The 15780-nt window shown below is 45.9% G+C and carries 12 protein-coding genes; 10 read left to right on the top strand and 2 right to left on the bottom strand.

Annotated features, from left to right (window positions below):
* Positions 1–34: 34 nt before the first annotated feature.
* The 9 genes from C1A02_RS06350 to secA all read left to right on the top strand — a co-directional run bounded on the left by C1A02_RS06350 (position 35) and on the right by secA (position 13475).
* Positions 35–1240: a sodium/glutamate symporter gene (locus tag C1A02_RS06350; protein WP_101697356.1), complete on the top strand. Its 1206-nt coding sequence runs from the start codon at positions 35–37 to the stop codon at positions 1238–1240.
* A 670-nt stretch (positions 1241–1910) separates the two neighbouring features.
* Positions 1911–2915, top strand: a complete 1005-nt coding sequence (locus C1A02_RS06340; RefSeq protein ID WP_164997158.1) for a TAXI family TRAP transporter solute-binding subunit — start codon at positions 1911–1913, stop codon at positions 2913–2915.
* Between the two features lie 206 nt (positions 2916–3121).
* Positions 3122–3427: a hypothetical protein gene (locus C1A02_RS06335; RefSeq protein WP_129588149.1), complete on the top strand. Its 306-nt coding sequence runs from the start codon at positions 3122–3124 to the stop codon at positions 3425–3427.
* A gap of 307 nt (positions 3428–3734) precedes the next feature.
* Positions 3735–4760 (top strand): heat-inducible transcriptional repressor HrcA, encoded by a 1026-nt coding sequence (hrcA, locus tag C1A02_RS06325; protein WP_101697352.1) that lies wholly within the window; start codon positions 3735–3737, stop codon positions 4758–4760.
* A 69-nt stretch (positions 4761–4829) separates the two neighbouring features.
* Entirely contained in the window at positions 4830–5432 is a 603-nt protein-coding gene (grpE, locus tag C1A02_RS06320) for a nucleotide exchange factor GrpE (protein ID WP_101697351.1), read from the top strand.
* Between the two features lie 105 nt (positions 5433–5537).
* Positions 5538–7385 carry a molecular chaperone DnaK gene (gene dnaK / locus C1A02_RS06315; RefSeq protein WP_101697350.1) on the top strand — a complete coding sequence of 616 codons (1848 nt, stop codon included), beginning with the start codon at positions 5538–5540 and terminating at the stop codon, positions 7383–7385.
* Positions 7386–7815: 430 nt separating this feature from the next.
* Positions 7816–8955: a molecular chaperone DnaJ gene (gene dnaJ, locus C1A02_RS06310; protein WP_101697349.1), complete on the top strand. Its 1140-nt coding sequence runs from the start codon at positions 7816–7818 to the stop codon at positions 8953–8955.
* A 231-nt stretch (positions 8956–9186) separates the two neighbouring features.
* On the top strand, positions 9187–9480 hold the full coding sequence (locus C1A02_RS06305; RefSeq protein WP_101697505.1) for a hypothetical protein: 294 nt from the start codon (positions 9187–9189) through the stop codon (positions 9478–9480).
* Between the two features lie 1250 nt (positions 9481–10730).
* Positions 10731–13475 (top strand): preprotein translocase subunit SecA, encoded by a 2745-nt coding sequence (gene secA / locus C1A02_RS06295; protein WP_101697347.1) that lies wholly within the window; start codon positions 10731–10733, stop codon positions 13473–13475.
* A 178-nt stretch (positions 13476–13653) separates the two neighbouring features.
* Here secA and C1A02_RS06290 read toward each other — a convergent pair whose 3' ends face one another.
* Both C1A02_RS06290 and C1A02_RS06285 read right to left on the bottom strand, forming a co-directional pair.
* Entirely contained in the window at positions 13654–14253 is a 600-nt protein-coding gene (locus tag C1A02_RS06290; protein WP_101697346.1) for a nitroreductase family protein, read from the bottom strand.
* A gap of 244 nt (positions 14254–14497) precedes the next feature.
* Entirely contained in the window at positions 14498–14941 is a 444-nt protein-coding gene (locus tag C1A02_RS06285) for a helix-turn-helix domain-containing protein (protein WP_129588148.1), read from the bottom strand.
* Positions 14942–15150: 209 nt separating this feature from the next.
* Here C1A02_RS06285 and C1A02_RS06280 point away from each other — a divergent pair, with 209 nt between their 5' ends.
* On the top strand, positions 15151–15375 hold the full coding sequence (locus C1A02_RS06280) for a hypothetical protein (RefSeq protein WP_101697345.1): 225 nt from the start codon (positions 15151–15153) through the stop codon (positions 15373–15375).
* Positions 15376–15780 lie beyond the last annotated feature (405 nt).

Raw genomic sequence — 15780 nt, 5'->3', positions numbered from 1 at the left:
TTTTTGAATATTTAAACATAAGGGAGAGGATTTTGTGGTAGAAGTTACTTTTGACGTAATGCAAAGCTGTGCGATTGCGGCGCTGGTTGTTCTGTTAGGGCGCTGGATGGTAAAACGCAGCAAATTCTTGCAAACCTACTGTATTCCTGGCGTTATCGTCTGCGGACTGATTGTCAGCATCGTTTTGTCCTTGCTGAGAAACAATGGTGTGCTGATTGTGAACTTTGACATCAAGGTACTGAGAGAATTCTTTATGGATATCTTCTTTACCGCGATTGGTTTGACCGCTTCTTATAAGTTGATTAAGAATGCCGGCGGAAAACTGCTTCTCGGTATCACCATCACTACAGTTGGTTCTATTTTAATTCAGAACATTGTGGGAATTCTTTTGACAAAGCCTTTGGGCCTGCACCCGCTGTTGGGCCTTGGTTTGGGCTCGTTGTCTTTGATGGGCGGCGTAGGCACCGCAGGCGCGATTGCTCCCCTGTATGAGGAGCTGGGTGCTACCAATGCGGTTGTTATCAGTGTTATGGGCGCAACCTTTGGTATGATTTTCGCCAGCCTGGTGGGCGGACCGGTTTCCCGTTGGCTGATTAAGCGCCACAAGCTGTCTGCAAACGTAGAAGAAGTGGATGCCAGCAAGCAGGGCGGAGAGAATGCATTACCCCTGAATGCAAAGAGCATGATGGGAAGTGTTGCCCTGGTTATTATTTCTGCTGGCCTTGGTTCTTATATCGCCCTTGCTGCAGGGATGATTCCGGCGATTGAATTCCCCTATTTTGTCGGCTGCATGCTGGGCGGTGTTATTATCCGTAACATTTTGGATTTGACAAGCTATGAAGTGCGGGAAGCCGAGGTAGATGCTCTCGGATCGATTACTCTGGATCTGTTTATTGCAATGATTATGATGACCATTGATGTAACAAAGCTGGCTTCTGTGGCCGGTCCGTTCGTTGTCATTCTGGCTTGCCAGATTATTTTGATGGCGTTGTGGGTTGCTTTTGTTACCTTCAATCTGTGCGGCAAAGATTACAATGCGGCTGTTATGACGGCTGCTCACGTGGGTATCGGCCTTGGTTCCGGCCCCAACGCAATGGCAAACATGCGCGCAGTTATTTCTGAATACGGCCCCGCCAACGTTGCTTGGGTTGTGTTCACACCTTTTGCGCTGATTGTTTTGGATATTTTCAATCCGATTTTCTGCACGGTGGTCGCGCCTTGGGTTGCATCCCTTTGGTAAATTAAAATTGCTTATACCTATTCTTCAATACATTTGGATTTGACCGGCCTCTGGTCAAACAATAGAAATTTGGTGGGACAGATCTCCGAAAGGAGATCTGTTTTTCTTTTTGTGAATATACATAGAAATACCGGAACTGACGTGTTATAATAGCTTCAAGATCATAAAAATTGAGTTTTTTTGTGTGAAAGAGTATGAAAACACAGTTTTGATCGCTTGAATGCTTTGATTTTGCTGCGGGAAAAGGCAAAAATCGCTTTTGCTCTTGTGTTATAATAATCTTACCGTACATAAAAAATGTAATTATGAACATTGGCCCATATGGTTTTGCTGCTCAAATTAGAAAAATCTTTTGTGCAGGTGCTGTCAGAACGACATCATACATAGAAAAACGGGGGCTGAATTACAAAGAGCACGAGAAAACACAGTTTGTGAAGGCTGGTGCAGCCTTGCAGAACAACCGGGCAAACTTTATTATCATTGTGTTATTGTTAACCTTGTGGCCAGAGAAAATAAAATTGTGATGGCTGAAACAGTAAAACTATCGTCTTTATTTGCGCGCGGACCATTTTTGACGGCGGCTGCCGTTTCAAGGAGATAATAGTCTAAAGCAAATAACAGCAAGAGCTTGCTTTTTCAGCCTTGCTGTTTTTAAAGGAGGGTGATGTCAATGAAAATGGGCGGCTATTTTAAAAGCAGAGTTGCGGCCATTTGCACTTTGTGTCTGATAGCCTCGGGGTGTCAAACCACCGAGAACAACTTGTCGGATGCTGTTTCATCACAGGAGCAGCCCATTCAGGTGTTGACGATCGGTACTGCGGACAGCGGCGGCACCATGTATCCGGTGGGCAGGGCAATTGCACAGGTTATCAATGAATCGGTGCCTGAAATGAAAATTAATATTCGGGCTTCCAACGGTTCCCTTGTCAATGTGCAGGGGCTTAAGAATGGGCAAATTGATTTGGGTCTGGTCAGCGCAGATGTGGCGTACTGCGCTTATCGGGGCATGGATGAATTTGTGGGGCAGCCCATGGAAAATTTAAGGGCGGTGGGCGCAGTCTATTTCAGCTATTCCAATTGGATTGCCAAAGACACCTTGGGCGCTGTTTATGTGCACGATTTGCTGGGGAAACGGGTCGCCGTGGGGCCGGAAGAATCCACAACCGATCTTTCTGCCCGAATTGCATTGCAGGTGGTTGGAATCAATTCGGAAAATACCCAGCTGCAAAACTATGGGATTGGCTCGGGCAGCAGAGCGCTGAAAGAAGGAACGTTAGATGCTGTTCACGGGTTGGCGGGCATTCCCGTCAAGAGCATGCGGGATCTGGCGCAGCAGGTTCCCTGCCGCTTGCTCAGTTATACAGATGAAGAGATCAATGAAATTCTGGGCGACAACGGGCAGTATATCAAGGCCGTGATCCCTGCCGGTACTTACCCCGGGCAAACGGAAGATGTGGCAACCTTTGGTGTGAAGACCGTATTGTGCGTCAATGTGGATATGGATGAGGAACTGGTGTATACCATCACCAGCATTCTGCGCAAATCGGTGGATGATTTAGATGACCTTCATTATTCTATGGACAGGATGAAGGACACGGATTTTGTTACAAAAGACCTTCCGGTGCCTTTGCATCCCGGTGCCGAACGCTTTTATAAAACAGCCGGACTGCTCTAACCGGGCTCTCGACCAAGAAAAGCGTAAGATCATATTCTGCAAATCGGGATGATATGGGAATTTTTATGGATTTATGGGAAAAACTTGTATCGTCCACAATGCCCGTGCTTCTGGGGTTCGCTGATACCACAGTGAACGGCACGTTCCTTAAAAAAGAGACGGCTTTTTTCGGGGCGGCAGTGGGATTTGATACAGGAGGTCATCTTATGCAGAATGAAAAGTCCATTCGGACATGGCGGATTATTGGTCTTTTGTTTGTGTTTGAGGCAATTTTAGTTGCCTTGGTGGCGATTGCTTCGGCGCGCCAGAACGATCCTCTGTTCTATCTTTTGGGTGGAGCGGCAATGCTAGTGGGGGTAAGCGCAATTTTTTACCATTCTGTTCTTCGCCTGCGGGAAAATAAAACCCATCGGGAGGAAAGAGTTCTGTGGAAACAGGATCGGGTTATGAGCGTTTGCAAATGGACGGCCACCTGCTTTTTGGCTATTGCTATGGCAATTGTTTTAATTTAAGCCATCGGATAAAAAATTCTCTTTTATTTGAAAAGAGGAAATGAGTTTTGCTGGTTTGATAAAATTAAAAGATCCCCTGATTCGCCTGAAAAAGGTTTGTGAATCAGGGGATTTTCGCGGAAAAGAATGAGAAGAAAAAGAGCCTTTTCTCTTTTCCGTAAAAAGGAATTTTTCGGTTGTTCCGGCACACATTAATAATTAATTTACATTTGAAATCTTGACAACAGCGGGTAGGAATGATAAATTAAGTAATAGGAGTTAGCACTCAAACCAATAGAGTGCTAAAATCTAAATCGAGGTGAGAGGAATGGAGCTAAGCGAAAGAAAACTAAGGGTTCTGGCGGCAATTGTGGACGCTTATGTAAAAACCGGTGAGCCGGTGGGTTCCAAGGTTCTGGCTGCCGATCTGGGTGTTTCCTCTGCCACCGTAAGAAATGAAATGGCCGATCTTGTGGAGATTGGATTGCTGGAGCAGCCCCATACCTCTTCAGGAAGAATTCCCTCTCAAAAAGGATATCGGCTTTATATTGACCGAATCATGAATCGAAGACCGATTTCAGAGGAAGAGCAGCGGTATCTGGACGGTCTGCTGTTTTCCAGCGCTTATGATCAGCAGAAGCTGCTGGAAGGAGTGTCGCAGGTGTTAGCGGGTTTGACCCGCTTTGCCGCGGTTTCCACGGCGCCTTCCGGCCGAAAGGCAGATATTCGTGCTTTGCAGTTTGTGCAGACCAGCCGGCGAACCGCCATGCTGATTTTGCTGACATCTGCGGGCACCATGAATCATCAGGTGTTCCGGTGCGAATTTGATTTGTCACCAGAAATTCTGCGTGTGTTTTTCCGGGTACTCAATGAAAAACTGGCCGGTGTGCCGGTGGCTGCTGTTACCCCCGCTTTTATTCAAACTTTGGCGGCTTCTTTGGGTGAACTGACCGTATTGATGTCTTCAGCGCTGATGGCACTGCTGGAAGCGGCACAGGAATCTGTAGAGACGGAGGTGCGCCTCAACGGGCAGATGAACCTTTTGTTTCATCCGGAGTTTGAGCGCGGAAATGCCCGGCGCGTTATGGATTTTTTAGAGCGGCCGCAGGATTTAGCGCAGCTTTTGCTGCAGCCTCAGCAAGAGGTTCGGGTGATGATTGGGGAAGAAACCCATCATCCGGAACTGAGGGATTCCAGTATTATTATTGCCCAATATGCCATTGACGGGGAAAAGGCCGGAGCCATTGGCCTGATTGGCCCCACCCGAATGGACTATGCAGGCCTGATTGCCAAGATGGAGTATTTATCTCGCACGGTTGGCAGGCGGCTGACAGAGCTGCGTCAGGAAGAATAGTTTTAAAACCAAAAAACTTTAAATAGCATTACAGGCTGCCGCTTTGTGGCAGCAGAAAGGGGCATAGCCTTGAGCAAACAGGATGCCGCACAACAGGCGGCGAACCAGGCGGCACAAGAAGAAAATGCCGTGAAGGAAAAAGAAAAACAGGTCGTGAACCAGCCGGAAACAGCAAGCTGCTCAGAAGCGCCGGGGAACGAACCGGCAGATTCTTTGCTGCAGGAGCTGAAAGCGCAGTTGGAACAGACCAACGCGGAACTTTTAAAACAGAAAGATTTGTTGCTGCGAACTGCCGCGGAGTATGATAATTACCGCAAGAGAACCGAGCGGGAAAGAACCATGGTTTACACCGACGCAACAGCAGATGCCATTGAGAAGTTTTTGCCGATCTGTGATAATCTGGAGCGTGCTTTGGCACAGCAGGGCGGCACTGTGGAGGATTTGCACAAGGGCGTGGAAATGGTCTATGGTCAAATGAACGACGTGCTTACCAAAATGGGTGTGGCGATCATTGGCCAGGAAGGCGAAGCCTTTAACCCGGAGCTGCACAATGCAGTTTCTCATATTGAAAATGAGAAGCTGGGCGAAAATGTGGTGGCTGAAGTTCTGCAAAAGGGGTACCGCATTGGGGATCGAATTGTCCGATATGCTATCGTGCAGGTAGCAAACTGATGATTCGGCTGTAAATGCTTCATTTCCGGAACTGCGGTTCCGATATCGTTTTAATAAAACTGATTCAAATTTAATTTGATAACCTGATTTTTTGGAGGTAATAGTATGGCAAAAACAATTGGCATTGACTTAGGAACGACCAACTCCTGCGTAGCAGTCATTGAAGGCGGCGAATCGGTCGTCATTTCAAATGCGGAAGGCGCGCGCACCACACCTTCTGTTGTGGCATTCTCTAAAACCGGTGAGCGCATGGTGGGCCAGGTGGCAAAACGTCAGGCCATCACCAACCCCGACCGCACCATTTCTTCGATTAAAAGAGAGATGGGTACCCCTTACAAAGTAAATATTGACGGAAAAAGCTATACTCCTCAGGAAATTTCCGCGATGATTCTGCAAAAGTTGAAAGCAGACGCGGAAGCTTATTTGGGCGAGCCTGTTACCTCCGCCGTAATTACCGTGCCTGCTTACTTTACTGACGCACAGCGTCAGGCAACCAAGGATGCCGGAAAGATTGCCGGCTTGGATGTAAAAAGAATCATCAACGAACCCACTGCCGCGGCTTTGTCTTATGGCATTGACAAGGGCAACGACCAGAAAGTAATGGTATATGATTTGGGCGGCGGTACCTTCGACGTTTCCATTATCGAAATGGGCGATGGCGTACAGGAAGTTCTGGCGACTGCCGGTAACAACCGCTTGGGCGGCGATGACTTTGACAAACGTGTGATGGACTGGATGGTGGATTCCTTTAAAAAGGAAAACGGCATCGATTTGAGCAGTGATAAAATGGCGGTTCAGCGCTTGAAAGAAGCTGCTGAAAAAGCAAAAATTGAACTGTCCGGTATGACTTCTGCTTCCATTAACCTGCCCTTTATTACCGCAGATGCCACAGGCCCCAAGCATTTGGATCTGACTTTGACCCGTGCTAAGTTCAACGAGCTGACTGCGGATCTGGTAGAAAAGACCATGGGCCCGGTGCGTCAGGCATTGCAGGATTCTGGACTTCAGATTTCTGAAATCAACAAGGTTTTGATGGTTGGCGGTTCTTCCAGAATTCCTGCGGTACAGGAAGCAGTGAAAAACCTGACCGGAAAAGATCCCTTTAAGGGCATTAACCCCGATGAGTGTGTGGCCATGGGTGCTGCTTTGCAGGCCGGCGTTCTGGGCGGCGAAGTTCAAGGGCTCTTGCTGCTGGATGTCACTCCCCTTTCTTTGGGAGTGGAAACCATGGGCGGCGTCATGACGAAAATCATTGAGCGCAATACCACAATCCCCACCAAAAAGAGCCAGATTTTCTCTACGGCTGCCGATGGCCAGACTCAGGTAGAAGTCAACGTGCTGCAGGGAGAACGTGAATTCGCTCGAGACAACAAGCAGCTGGGTCTGTTTAAACTGGACGGCATTGCTCCTGCTCCCCGTGGAATTCCCCAGATTGAGGTTACCTTTGATTTGGATGCCAACGGTATCGTAAATGTTTCTGCGAAAGATTTGGGAACCGGAAAAGAACAGCATATCACCATTACTTCCAGTACCAATATGAACAAGGATGATATTGACAAGGCCATAAAGGAAGCAGAGCAGTTTGCAGCTGAGGATAAAAAGCGTCGTGAAGAAGTAGATACTAAGAACGAGGCTGAGAACCTGTGCTATTCCGTAGAAAAACTGATTACTGACAGCGGCGACAAGCTGGAAGAGGTCGATAAAACCGAGCTGAACCAGAAGGTTGCAGAGCTGAAGGGCATGCTTTCTACCGCATCTGCGGATGAAATTAAGCTCAAGACCGAAGATGTGCAGAAATCCCTGTATGCAGTATCGGAAAAGCTCTATAAGGCCAATGCGCCGCAGGGCGAGGTTCCGGTGCAGGGTGCAGACGGTGAGCCGGCAGGCCCCGCTGACAATGGCCAGACCGTTTATGATGCAGATTTTAAGGATGTAGACGATAGCCAGAAATAATTTCCAGTGTTTTCAAATCGGTGGGTTGTGTGTTATAATAACCTCACGGCGTAAGCCAAAGCAGAGCTTTGAACGATTGGGAGAACATTGAATCATAGCCGCCGTTGTTGAGCCGGAATGGCTTCTCGATACGGCGCAGACAAAAGCCAAGCGGTTTTGATTTCTTGTTTACCATGCAGTTATTTGGTAAAACCAGATATTCCCGGCATCTTTGTGCAGCCCAAGGGCGGTCACAGCGATTTGGTTGGGTGCATAGGATAAGACCGGGAAACTGGCAGTGCCGGAACAACAATTATGTGAAGGGTGGCTTTGGCCGCCCTTTGCTTCATCCTTGAAGCGGCACAGGCCGCACAGATAAAAAGCAGTAAAACACAGGCAAAGCAGAAGCTGAATTTTCTGCTTTGCCATACCAATGTGGGAGTGACTTGGTTTGGCGGAGAAAAGGGATTATTATGAGGTAATGGGCGTACCCAAGAATGCCTCGGATGACGAGATTAAAAAAGCTTACCGCAAATTGGCGAAACAATATCATCCCGACTTAAACCCCGGGGACAAAACCGCGGAAGCGAAATTTAAAGAAGTCAACGAGGCTTATGAGGTTTTGTCGGATAACGAGAAAAAGGCACGGTATGATCAGTTTGGTCATGCGGGTGTGGACCCCAATTTCGGCGGAGGCCCTGGGGGAAGCCCCTTTGATGGCGACATTGATTTGGGCGATATTTTTAACAGCTTTTTCGGTGGCTTCGGCGTGGGGCGCAATGCAAACCCCAATGCCCCCCGGCGTGGGCGCGATGCGCAGGCGTCAGTGGCTATTTCTTTTGAAGAAGCGGCCAAAGGCTGCAAAAAGCAGGTGTCTTATCAAAGGGTAGAGTCTTGCCAGGTTTGCAGCGGCACCGGCGCAGAAACCGGGACCGATGTAAAAACTTGCTCTCAGTGCAGCGGCACGGGCCAGGTTCGGGTCAATCAGCGCACACCGTTTGGTGTGGTGCAGACAACCCGAAGCTGCGACAAATGCGGCGGCAAGGGGAAAGTTGTGGAAAAACCGTGTCATGCGTGCAGTGGCTCCGGACGCGTGAAAAAGGTAAAAAATCTAGAAATTGCCGTCCCGGCTGGAATTGATGACGGTCAGGTGCTGAATGTGGGCGGTCAGGGAGATTCCGGTGTCAACGGCGGGCCTTCCGGCGACTTGCATGTTTATGTGAGCGTGCGTCCTCACCCCATTTTTGAGCGCCGGGGCAACGATGTGTGGTGCGAAATGCCCATCACCTTTACTCAGGCAGCACTGGGTGCTGAGGTGGTTGTTCCCACACTGGATGGTCAGGTGAGCTATCAGGTACATGACGGCACGCAGCCCGGGGATGTGTTTAAGCTGCGCGGCAAGGGGATTCCCAATCTCAACGGACGCGGACGCGGTGACCAGTATGTGCGTGTAACCATTGAAGTGCCAAAGAATCTTTCTCAAAAGCAGAAAGAACTGCTGTTGGAATTTGATGGTGCGGGTGATGAACAGCGGAACTATCAAAAGCGGAAAACTTTTTTTGACAAGATTAAAGATATGTTTGATAAATAAGCAATGCAAAGCCCGGAGCAGAATTTTGCTCTGGGCTTTTTGTTGATACAAAACTCTTAAATTTTTTACTGTTTTAAAAATCTGACTGTAAAAACAAAAAACAAAAAAGGATAGACATTGATAAACATTTGGTTCATAATATGAATTAGTAAAAAGTTCTTTCTCACGAAAGGAAAAGAACTGCTTTTGACACCGCTGCATGCCGATCTTAAATATGTGGGGGAGTTTGTTATGAATAAACAATACTGGCTGGCAATTCAGCAGGAAATCATGGAAAAAAGAGGCATTTATAAACTGTGGGTTTTTCTGTTCCTTTTTTGCAGTGCGGTGATTTTCTTTCCGAACATTCCGGTTTTGGCCTATTCTCCCCAGATCCTTTTTAGTGTGATTACACTTGTTTTTCTGGGGGTTATCTGGCACGTTTGCAAAGAAGAAAGGTCAAAAGAAGAGAGCCATGAATTATTATGGTATATCATTCTTTTTCTGGTGATGGCCGGCGGTTCTCTCTACCGGATATTTCAATAGCACTATCCAGAGGTGAAACCAGCCGAAATCCGTGTGGATACCGCGGATTTCGGCTGGTTTTTGCATGGACTTATTATTTAGCGTTGATATTCCTGGGAACAGTGCGTTCGTTTGCACTGATACCCCAAAAGGTGAAATTCAAGAAATGTGTGGGTCAGAAAAAGCATAGAATAAATAAGAGAGCGAAGTGCCGATGGAATCTCTTTTGCGGATGTTGAAATGGAGTAAGGGGTAGCTGATGTTTTGAAAGAATTCTCCATGGATTACACCATCAGGCAATTGAATCAGAGGCGGGGCAAGAAAAAGGCTGAGAGCCGAATCGTTCGGCAGAAATACATTATAACAGCGAGATAGCATCCTTTTAATGGGTTAGGCGCAGGAAAAGTGAGTGAATCAGAAATGAAAATGTTCTTTATTTGATATATTTTTATGCAATGATATTACATATCTTGGATCTTCGTGTTATAATAAGAAAACACTGGAAAAAGTGAAAAAGAAAACAATTAAAACAACCATTATTTATTGCATTGCTGTGAATGTGATATTTAGTGGTGTTTCATTCTGTTTACGAAAGTAGTTCAAAGCGAAAACAGAAATAAAATACGAAAGATACGAAACTGTTTTATAAAGAAAGAGGAAATGCTTCTTTCTCTTTGAAATGAACGGTACCATATGATATTGAAATGGAATTTTTAGCAAAAGATGGGGGATGATGATCGTTGAACCGATTTTTGAAAAAACAGATATCGATTGTAGCTAATATTTTTACAGTTCAATTGGGAATAGATCTGATTGTTGCTGCGGCCACGAGCCAAAGCTGGAGCATTTGGCGGTTGTTTCAAAGCAGTTATTTCTGGTTCTTTTGGGGTTTTTATGTTACATTTACTTTGATAGGGTTAGGTCTTTCTAACATTTGGCGCAAAAAGAAGAGCGAGAGCGCAAGAATTCAAAAAATCCGATTGATTTTGCGAAAAGAAAACCAATGAACAGGATGCTTAACTGGTAAGCACGCGGCCTTTTTCACCCTTGCGTTTCTTTGTGCAAAATTAGATTGGGGAACGTGATATCCAATCGGGATAATCCGCCGGGAATGACAGTGTAACGGCAATCTGCGACAGACAGGAATCTTTTGTTAACACAAACTTCTTTTTTTTTACACAGCGCTGTGTTATAATCATAAACGTATATGTATGACGGTACTTAGACGAAACCGGTGCTGTTTCGTTTTAATTTGTTTTGAGGTGAAAACGATGAATATTTTGGCCAAGTTTTTTGGTAACTATAGCAAACGCGAGCTGAAACGCATTCAGCCCATTTGCGATGCGGTTCTGGCGTTGGAGGAGAAGTACAAATCCATGTCGGACGCAGAGCTGAAGGCGCAGACTCCGGCTCTGAAAGAAAGGCTGGCGGCGGGTGAAACGCTGGACGATATCCTGCCCGATGCGTTTGCCGTTTGCCGGGAAGCTTCTGCCCGGATTCTGGAGATGCGCCATTTCCCGGTTCAGATCATCGGTGGAATTGTGCTTCATCAGGGACGGATCAGCGAAATGAAAACCGGTGAAGGTAAAACTTTGGTGGCGACCCTGCCTGCTTATCTGAACGCGCTGTCTGGTAAGGGTGTTCATGTGGTTACCGTCAACGATTATCTGGCACGCCGTGACTCTGAATGGATGGGGAAGGTTTACCGTTTTTTGGGGCTTTCCGTCGGCCTGATTGTGCATGATTTGGACAACTCTTTGAGAAAAGCCGCTTATGAGGCGGATATTACCTATGGTACCAACAATGAAATGGGCTTTGATTATCTGCGCGATAATATGGTGATTTATAAAGAGAACAAGGTGCAGCGCGGACACAACTTTGCCATCGTGGACGAAGTGGATTCCATCTTGATTGATGAGGCTCGTACCCCGCTGATTATTTCTGGCCAGGGGGACAAGTCCACCGAGCTGTACGGATTAGCGGATAATTTCGCAAAACGGCTGAAAATGATTCGGGTGGCCGAGCTGGATGAAAAAGAAGATAATGACGAGCTGTACAGCGAATATGATTATGTGGTCAATGAAAAGCTGAAGACGGCAACTCTGACTCCTTCCGGTGTGAAAAGAGCAGAACAGTTCTTCCAGATTGAAAATTTAACCGATGCAGAGAACCTGACTGTTCAGCACCATATCAATCAGGCAATTAAAGCCAACGGCGTTATGCGCAATGATATTGATTATGTGGTTAAAGACGGCGAAGTTGTTATTGTAGATGAATTTACCGGCCGTTTAATGTATGGCCGTCGCTATAACGAAGGGTTGCATCAAGCCATTGAGGCCAAAGAAGGCGTAGAAGTTGCCCGCGAAAGCAAAACGCTGGCGACCATCACATTCCAGAACTATTTCCGGCTTTACACCAAGCTTTCGGGTATGACCGGTACCGCTATGACAGAGGAAGAAGAATTCCGAGAGATTTATAAGCTGGACGTGGTGGAAATTCCCACCAACCGTTCTCTGCTGCGTGAGGATTTGGCAGATGTGGTTTATAAGACGGAAAAAGCCAAATTTGAAGCGGTCATTGAGGATGTAGAAGAGCATTATAAAAAGGGCCAGCCGGTTCTGGTTGGTACTATTTCGATTGAACGTTCTGAAATCCTTAGCGCCATGCTCAAGCGCCGGGGTGTTAAGCATGAAGTGCTGAACGCAAAGCATCACGAAAAAGAAGCGGAAATCGTGGCACAGGCAGGTCATAAGGGCGCTGTTACCATTGCAACCAACATGGCCGGCCGTGGTACCGATATTATGCTGGGCGGTAACGCCGAGTATATGGCTAAATTCGAAATGCGCCGCATGCAGTTCAGCGAAGCGCTAATTAGCGAATCCACTGCCTATTCCGATACGCAGGATCCTGAGATTTTAGAGGCCCGCCGAGTTTTTGTGGAGCTGAATGACAAATATAAGGCGCAGATTAAACCCGTAGCCGAAGAGGTTCGTGCGTTGGGCGGCCTTTATATCATTGGCACCGAGCGTCATGAATCCCGCCGGATTGATAACCAGCTGCGCGGGCGTGCCGGCCGTCAGGGGGACCCGGGTAAAAGCCGGTTCTATATTTCTTTGGAAGACGATTTGATGCGTTTGTTTGGCGGCGAACGGATTTCCAACCTAATGAACACTTTAAAAGTGGAAGAGGATATGCCCATTGAAGCGGGAATGCTCTCTAAGACCATTGAAAGTGCCCAGCGCAAGGTGGAAGGACGCAACTTTGCCATTCGTAAAAACGTGCTGCAGTATGACGATGTTCTGAACCGCCAGCGTGAAGTGATCTATAAGCAGCGGGATCAGGTGCTCAACGGTGAAAATATCCGCGGTCAGATTATTACCATGATTGAGCAGGCCATTGATACCAACGTAAAGCGCTTTTTGCCGGAAGATCAGCTGCGTGACGACTGGGATTTCAAGGGACTGCGTGATCATTACATGGGCTGGCTGATTCAGGAAAGTGATTTGGACTTTGCTCCGGAAGAGATAGAAGATTTGGAGCCGGAATATGTAAAGAACGAGCTTTTGAAAATTGCCAACCGGATGTATGAAGAAAGAGAGAACGATTTTGGCCCCGAAATTGTACGGGAGCTGGAACGTGTGGTGCTGCTGAAGAACGTGGATGCTCTTTGGATGGATCATATTGACGCCATGGAGGAATTGCAGCGAGGAATCCGTTTGCGTGCCTATGCACAGCGGGATCCGGTGGTGGAATACCGGATGGAAGGCTATGACATGTTTGACGCCATGATTTCTCAGATTCGAGAAAACACAGCCCGCATGATGCTGACTGTGCGCTTGCAGACCAGAGAAGAGCCCAAACGGGAAGAGGTGGCAAAACCCACATCTGCCGGTCTGGCCGGCGAAGAAGCGGAGCCGAAACGCCCCGTTCACGCTGAAAAACGGATCGGCCGCAACGATCCCTGCCCCTGCGGAAGCGGAAAAAAATATAAAAAATGCTGTGGACAGGAAGAATAAGCACAAGGTAAAGCTGTTCTTGTCTTTCCTGTTTCCCAGCTGAATAGAAAGAAACTGCCCCCTGAATGCATCAGGGGGCAGTTTTGCGTTTGAAACTTTTTGTCCTGCATATTTTCACATGACTTCTTATGTCAATTCAGTAAAAATATGAGTTTTTTGCAGTGTTTTTCATTTCGGATTATATAAGCCACTGCAACGTGTCCTCTAAAGACTTTCTCGGCCGGGGAGATGGGTTCTCAATAGAATACCCCATCGAGATAGCGGCAATCACTTGTTCTTCTGTGTTCAGCCATTGGCATATTTCGGGATAGGCAAAATAAATATCACAGTTCCATAAAGTTCCAATCCCCAAAGAGGTGGCGGTGAGCAACATGTTTTCAATGGCAGCACCAATTGACTGAATGTTGGCCATTTGAGAAAACTGCTCTTCCAGATTAGTGGGAAGAAAATCCCACCGATTCAGCGGATTGATAACAAATACGGTGGTGGGGGCGGTTTCCATGATCTTTAAGGTCTGCTCGGCTCCGGAAAGAAATTGCCGGCAACCCGGCAGATTAGATTTCCCCTTCTTTTCGCGTTCCAGCCCGGCTGCCATTGCATTGAGCATGCCCGGTTTTGCGCTTTCCTGCACAATTACAAACCGCCAGGGCTGCCTGTTCTTAGAAGAGGGGGAAAGCAAACCAGCCGTTACGATTTGTTCCACGATTTCTTTTGAAATTTTTATCTCACTGAATTTTCGGATGCTTCTGCGTTTTAAAATTGCATGATGTACGTCCATAGTGCTCATCCTTTTTGTATTGAGTTTCGAGAGCTGAAAACTGATTATTGTAATGTTCTTAAAATTGCAGGATAAAACAATCGCTTCCAAAGAGGAGGCGATTGTTTTTTTGCGTATACCGCTGATTTACAATCGTGTTTGATCTGTTTGCAGCAAGCTTACCAACCCAACATTATAAATTCAACTTTTTTCTTTTTACAATAATAAGCATCGGTTATCACTAACCAAATAATTCCAAAAAAAATTAATCCCTGTTTCTATTTCTTATTTGGCTTGTATAATTCGGGTCAGGACATAGATCCAATAAAACCTCGGTTTCTTCCTCTTTCGATATTTCCTGATTTTTTTTAAGATAAATCATCTCAGAAACCTTTCCGATGATAATCCGTTGTTCTAATTGAGGTAAACCCCGAAAGAAATTCAATAGAAACAATTCATTTTCTGATAAATCGTTATGTGCCGATTCTATTTTGTTGCAGGAGTCATCTGTGAGTTCATCTAAAGATAAGTTCAGCTGCTTTGCTATACGATATATCTTATCAAAAGGTGGGGATTTTATCTTTCCGTTTTTCCAATCTGAAAGGAAACTGGTGTTTACCTGGCTTTTTATTAAGCACTCTTTTGCGGTAAGCCCCTGTTCATCAATTGCTTTCAGTATTTTTTCTAACAATTTTCGACTTTCATACATACCAATCACTCATTTTCATACAACAAAATACCTCATTTCGTACTATTTCGTCATAATATCGTATTTTACCCTTGACTAATAAGAAATATCGTATTATACTGAACTCATCAACTTTGTTGTCATATAAACCAATCATATCACACAAAGCAGCCGCCGTCTATTGAAATCGAATGCTGCGACGGGATAAAAAAAGACAGGAGTTGAGGCATATGAAAAAACGAAATCAGCGCCCGTTAACCCCGATGGGGATATGGATTAAAACACAGTCCATTGTGAAAAATGTGGAATTGAGATCGGTTGCCAGGCATATTGGAATCTGGCCTCAAAATTTAACCGATAAAATGCGGGGAATTCGGCGTTTCAGTGACAGCGAAATCCATCAGATTGAAAACATGTTTGGAGAAAGCTATTCTTCCTCCAACCGCTACATTTAACCCTTAAAAGAATCCAGATAAATCTGTGATGCAAAAGACAGGCGGCTTTTCTTCTAACGAGAGGAGGCGTTGATGTTAAAAAATAAACTAACGTTCCTTTTATAAAGAAAATATTAGAATTTATTTATAATTTGTTGTTTTTAAATACGATTTATTTATAAGAACATCCAACAATATTTTAGCTTAGTTTTAAACGGTTTATCCGGTGTGTTTCCTTTTAATTCAGTGAAGCAATTCTTTGTCTGTTTTATTTTGTACGAAGGTTTTAAGTGAGATAGACAGAGATTTCTTTATGGCTTTTTTACTTTGTATAAAATTGTTTGTCGCAGGGGGTGGTTGGGCTGTTATGGCGCATTGCCGGGATGCAGTGCCATAACATTTGAAAATATCATCACCGGATTTTAA

The sequence above is a fragment of the Clostridium minihomine genome (assembly GCF_900240385.1).
GTDB lineage: Bacteria > Bacillota > Clostridia > Oscillospirales > Acutalibacteraceae > Faecalispora > Faecalispora minihomine.
The sequence above is the reverse complement of the archived record's forward strand: the minus strand, read 5'-3'. Positions and strand labels throughout refer to the sequence as shown.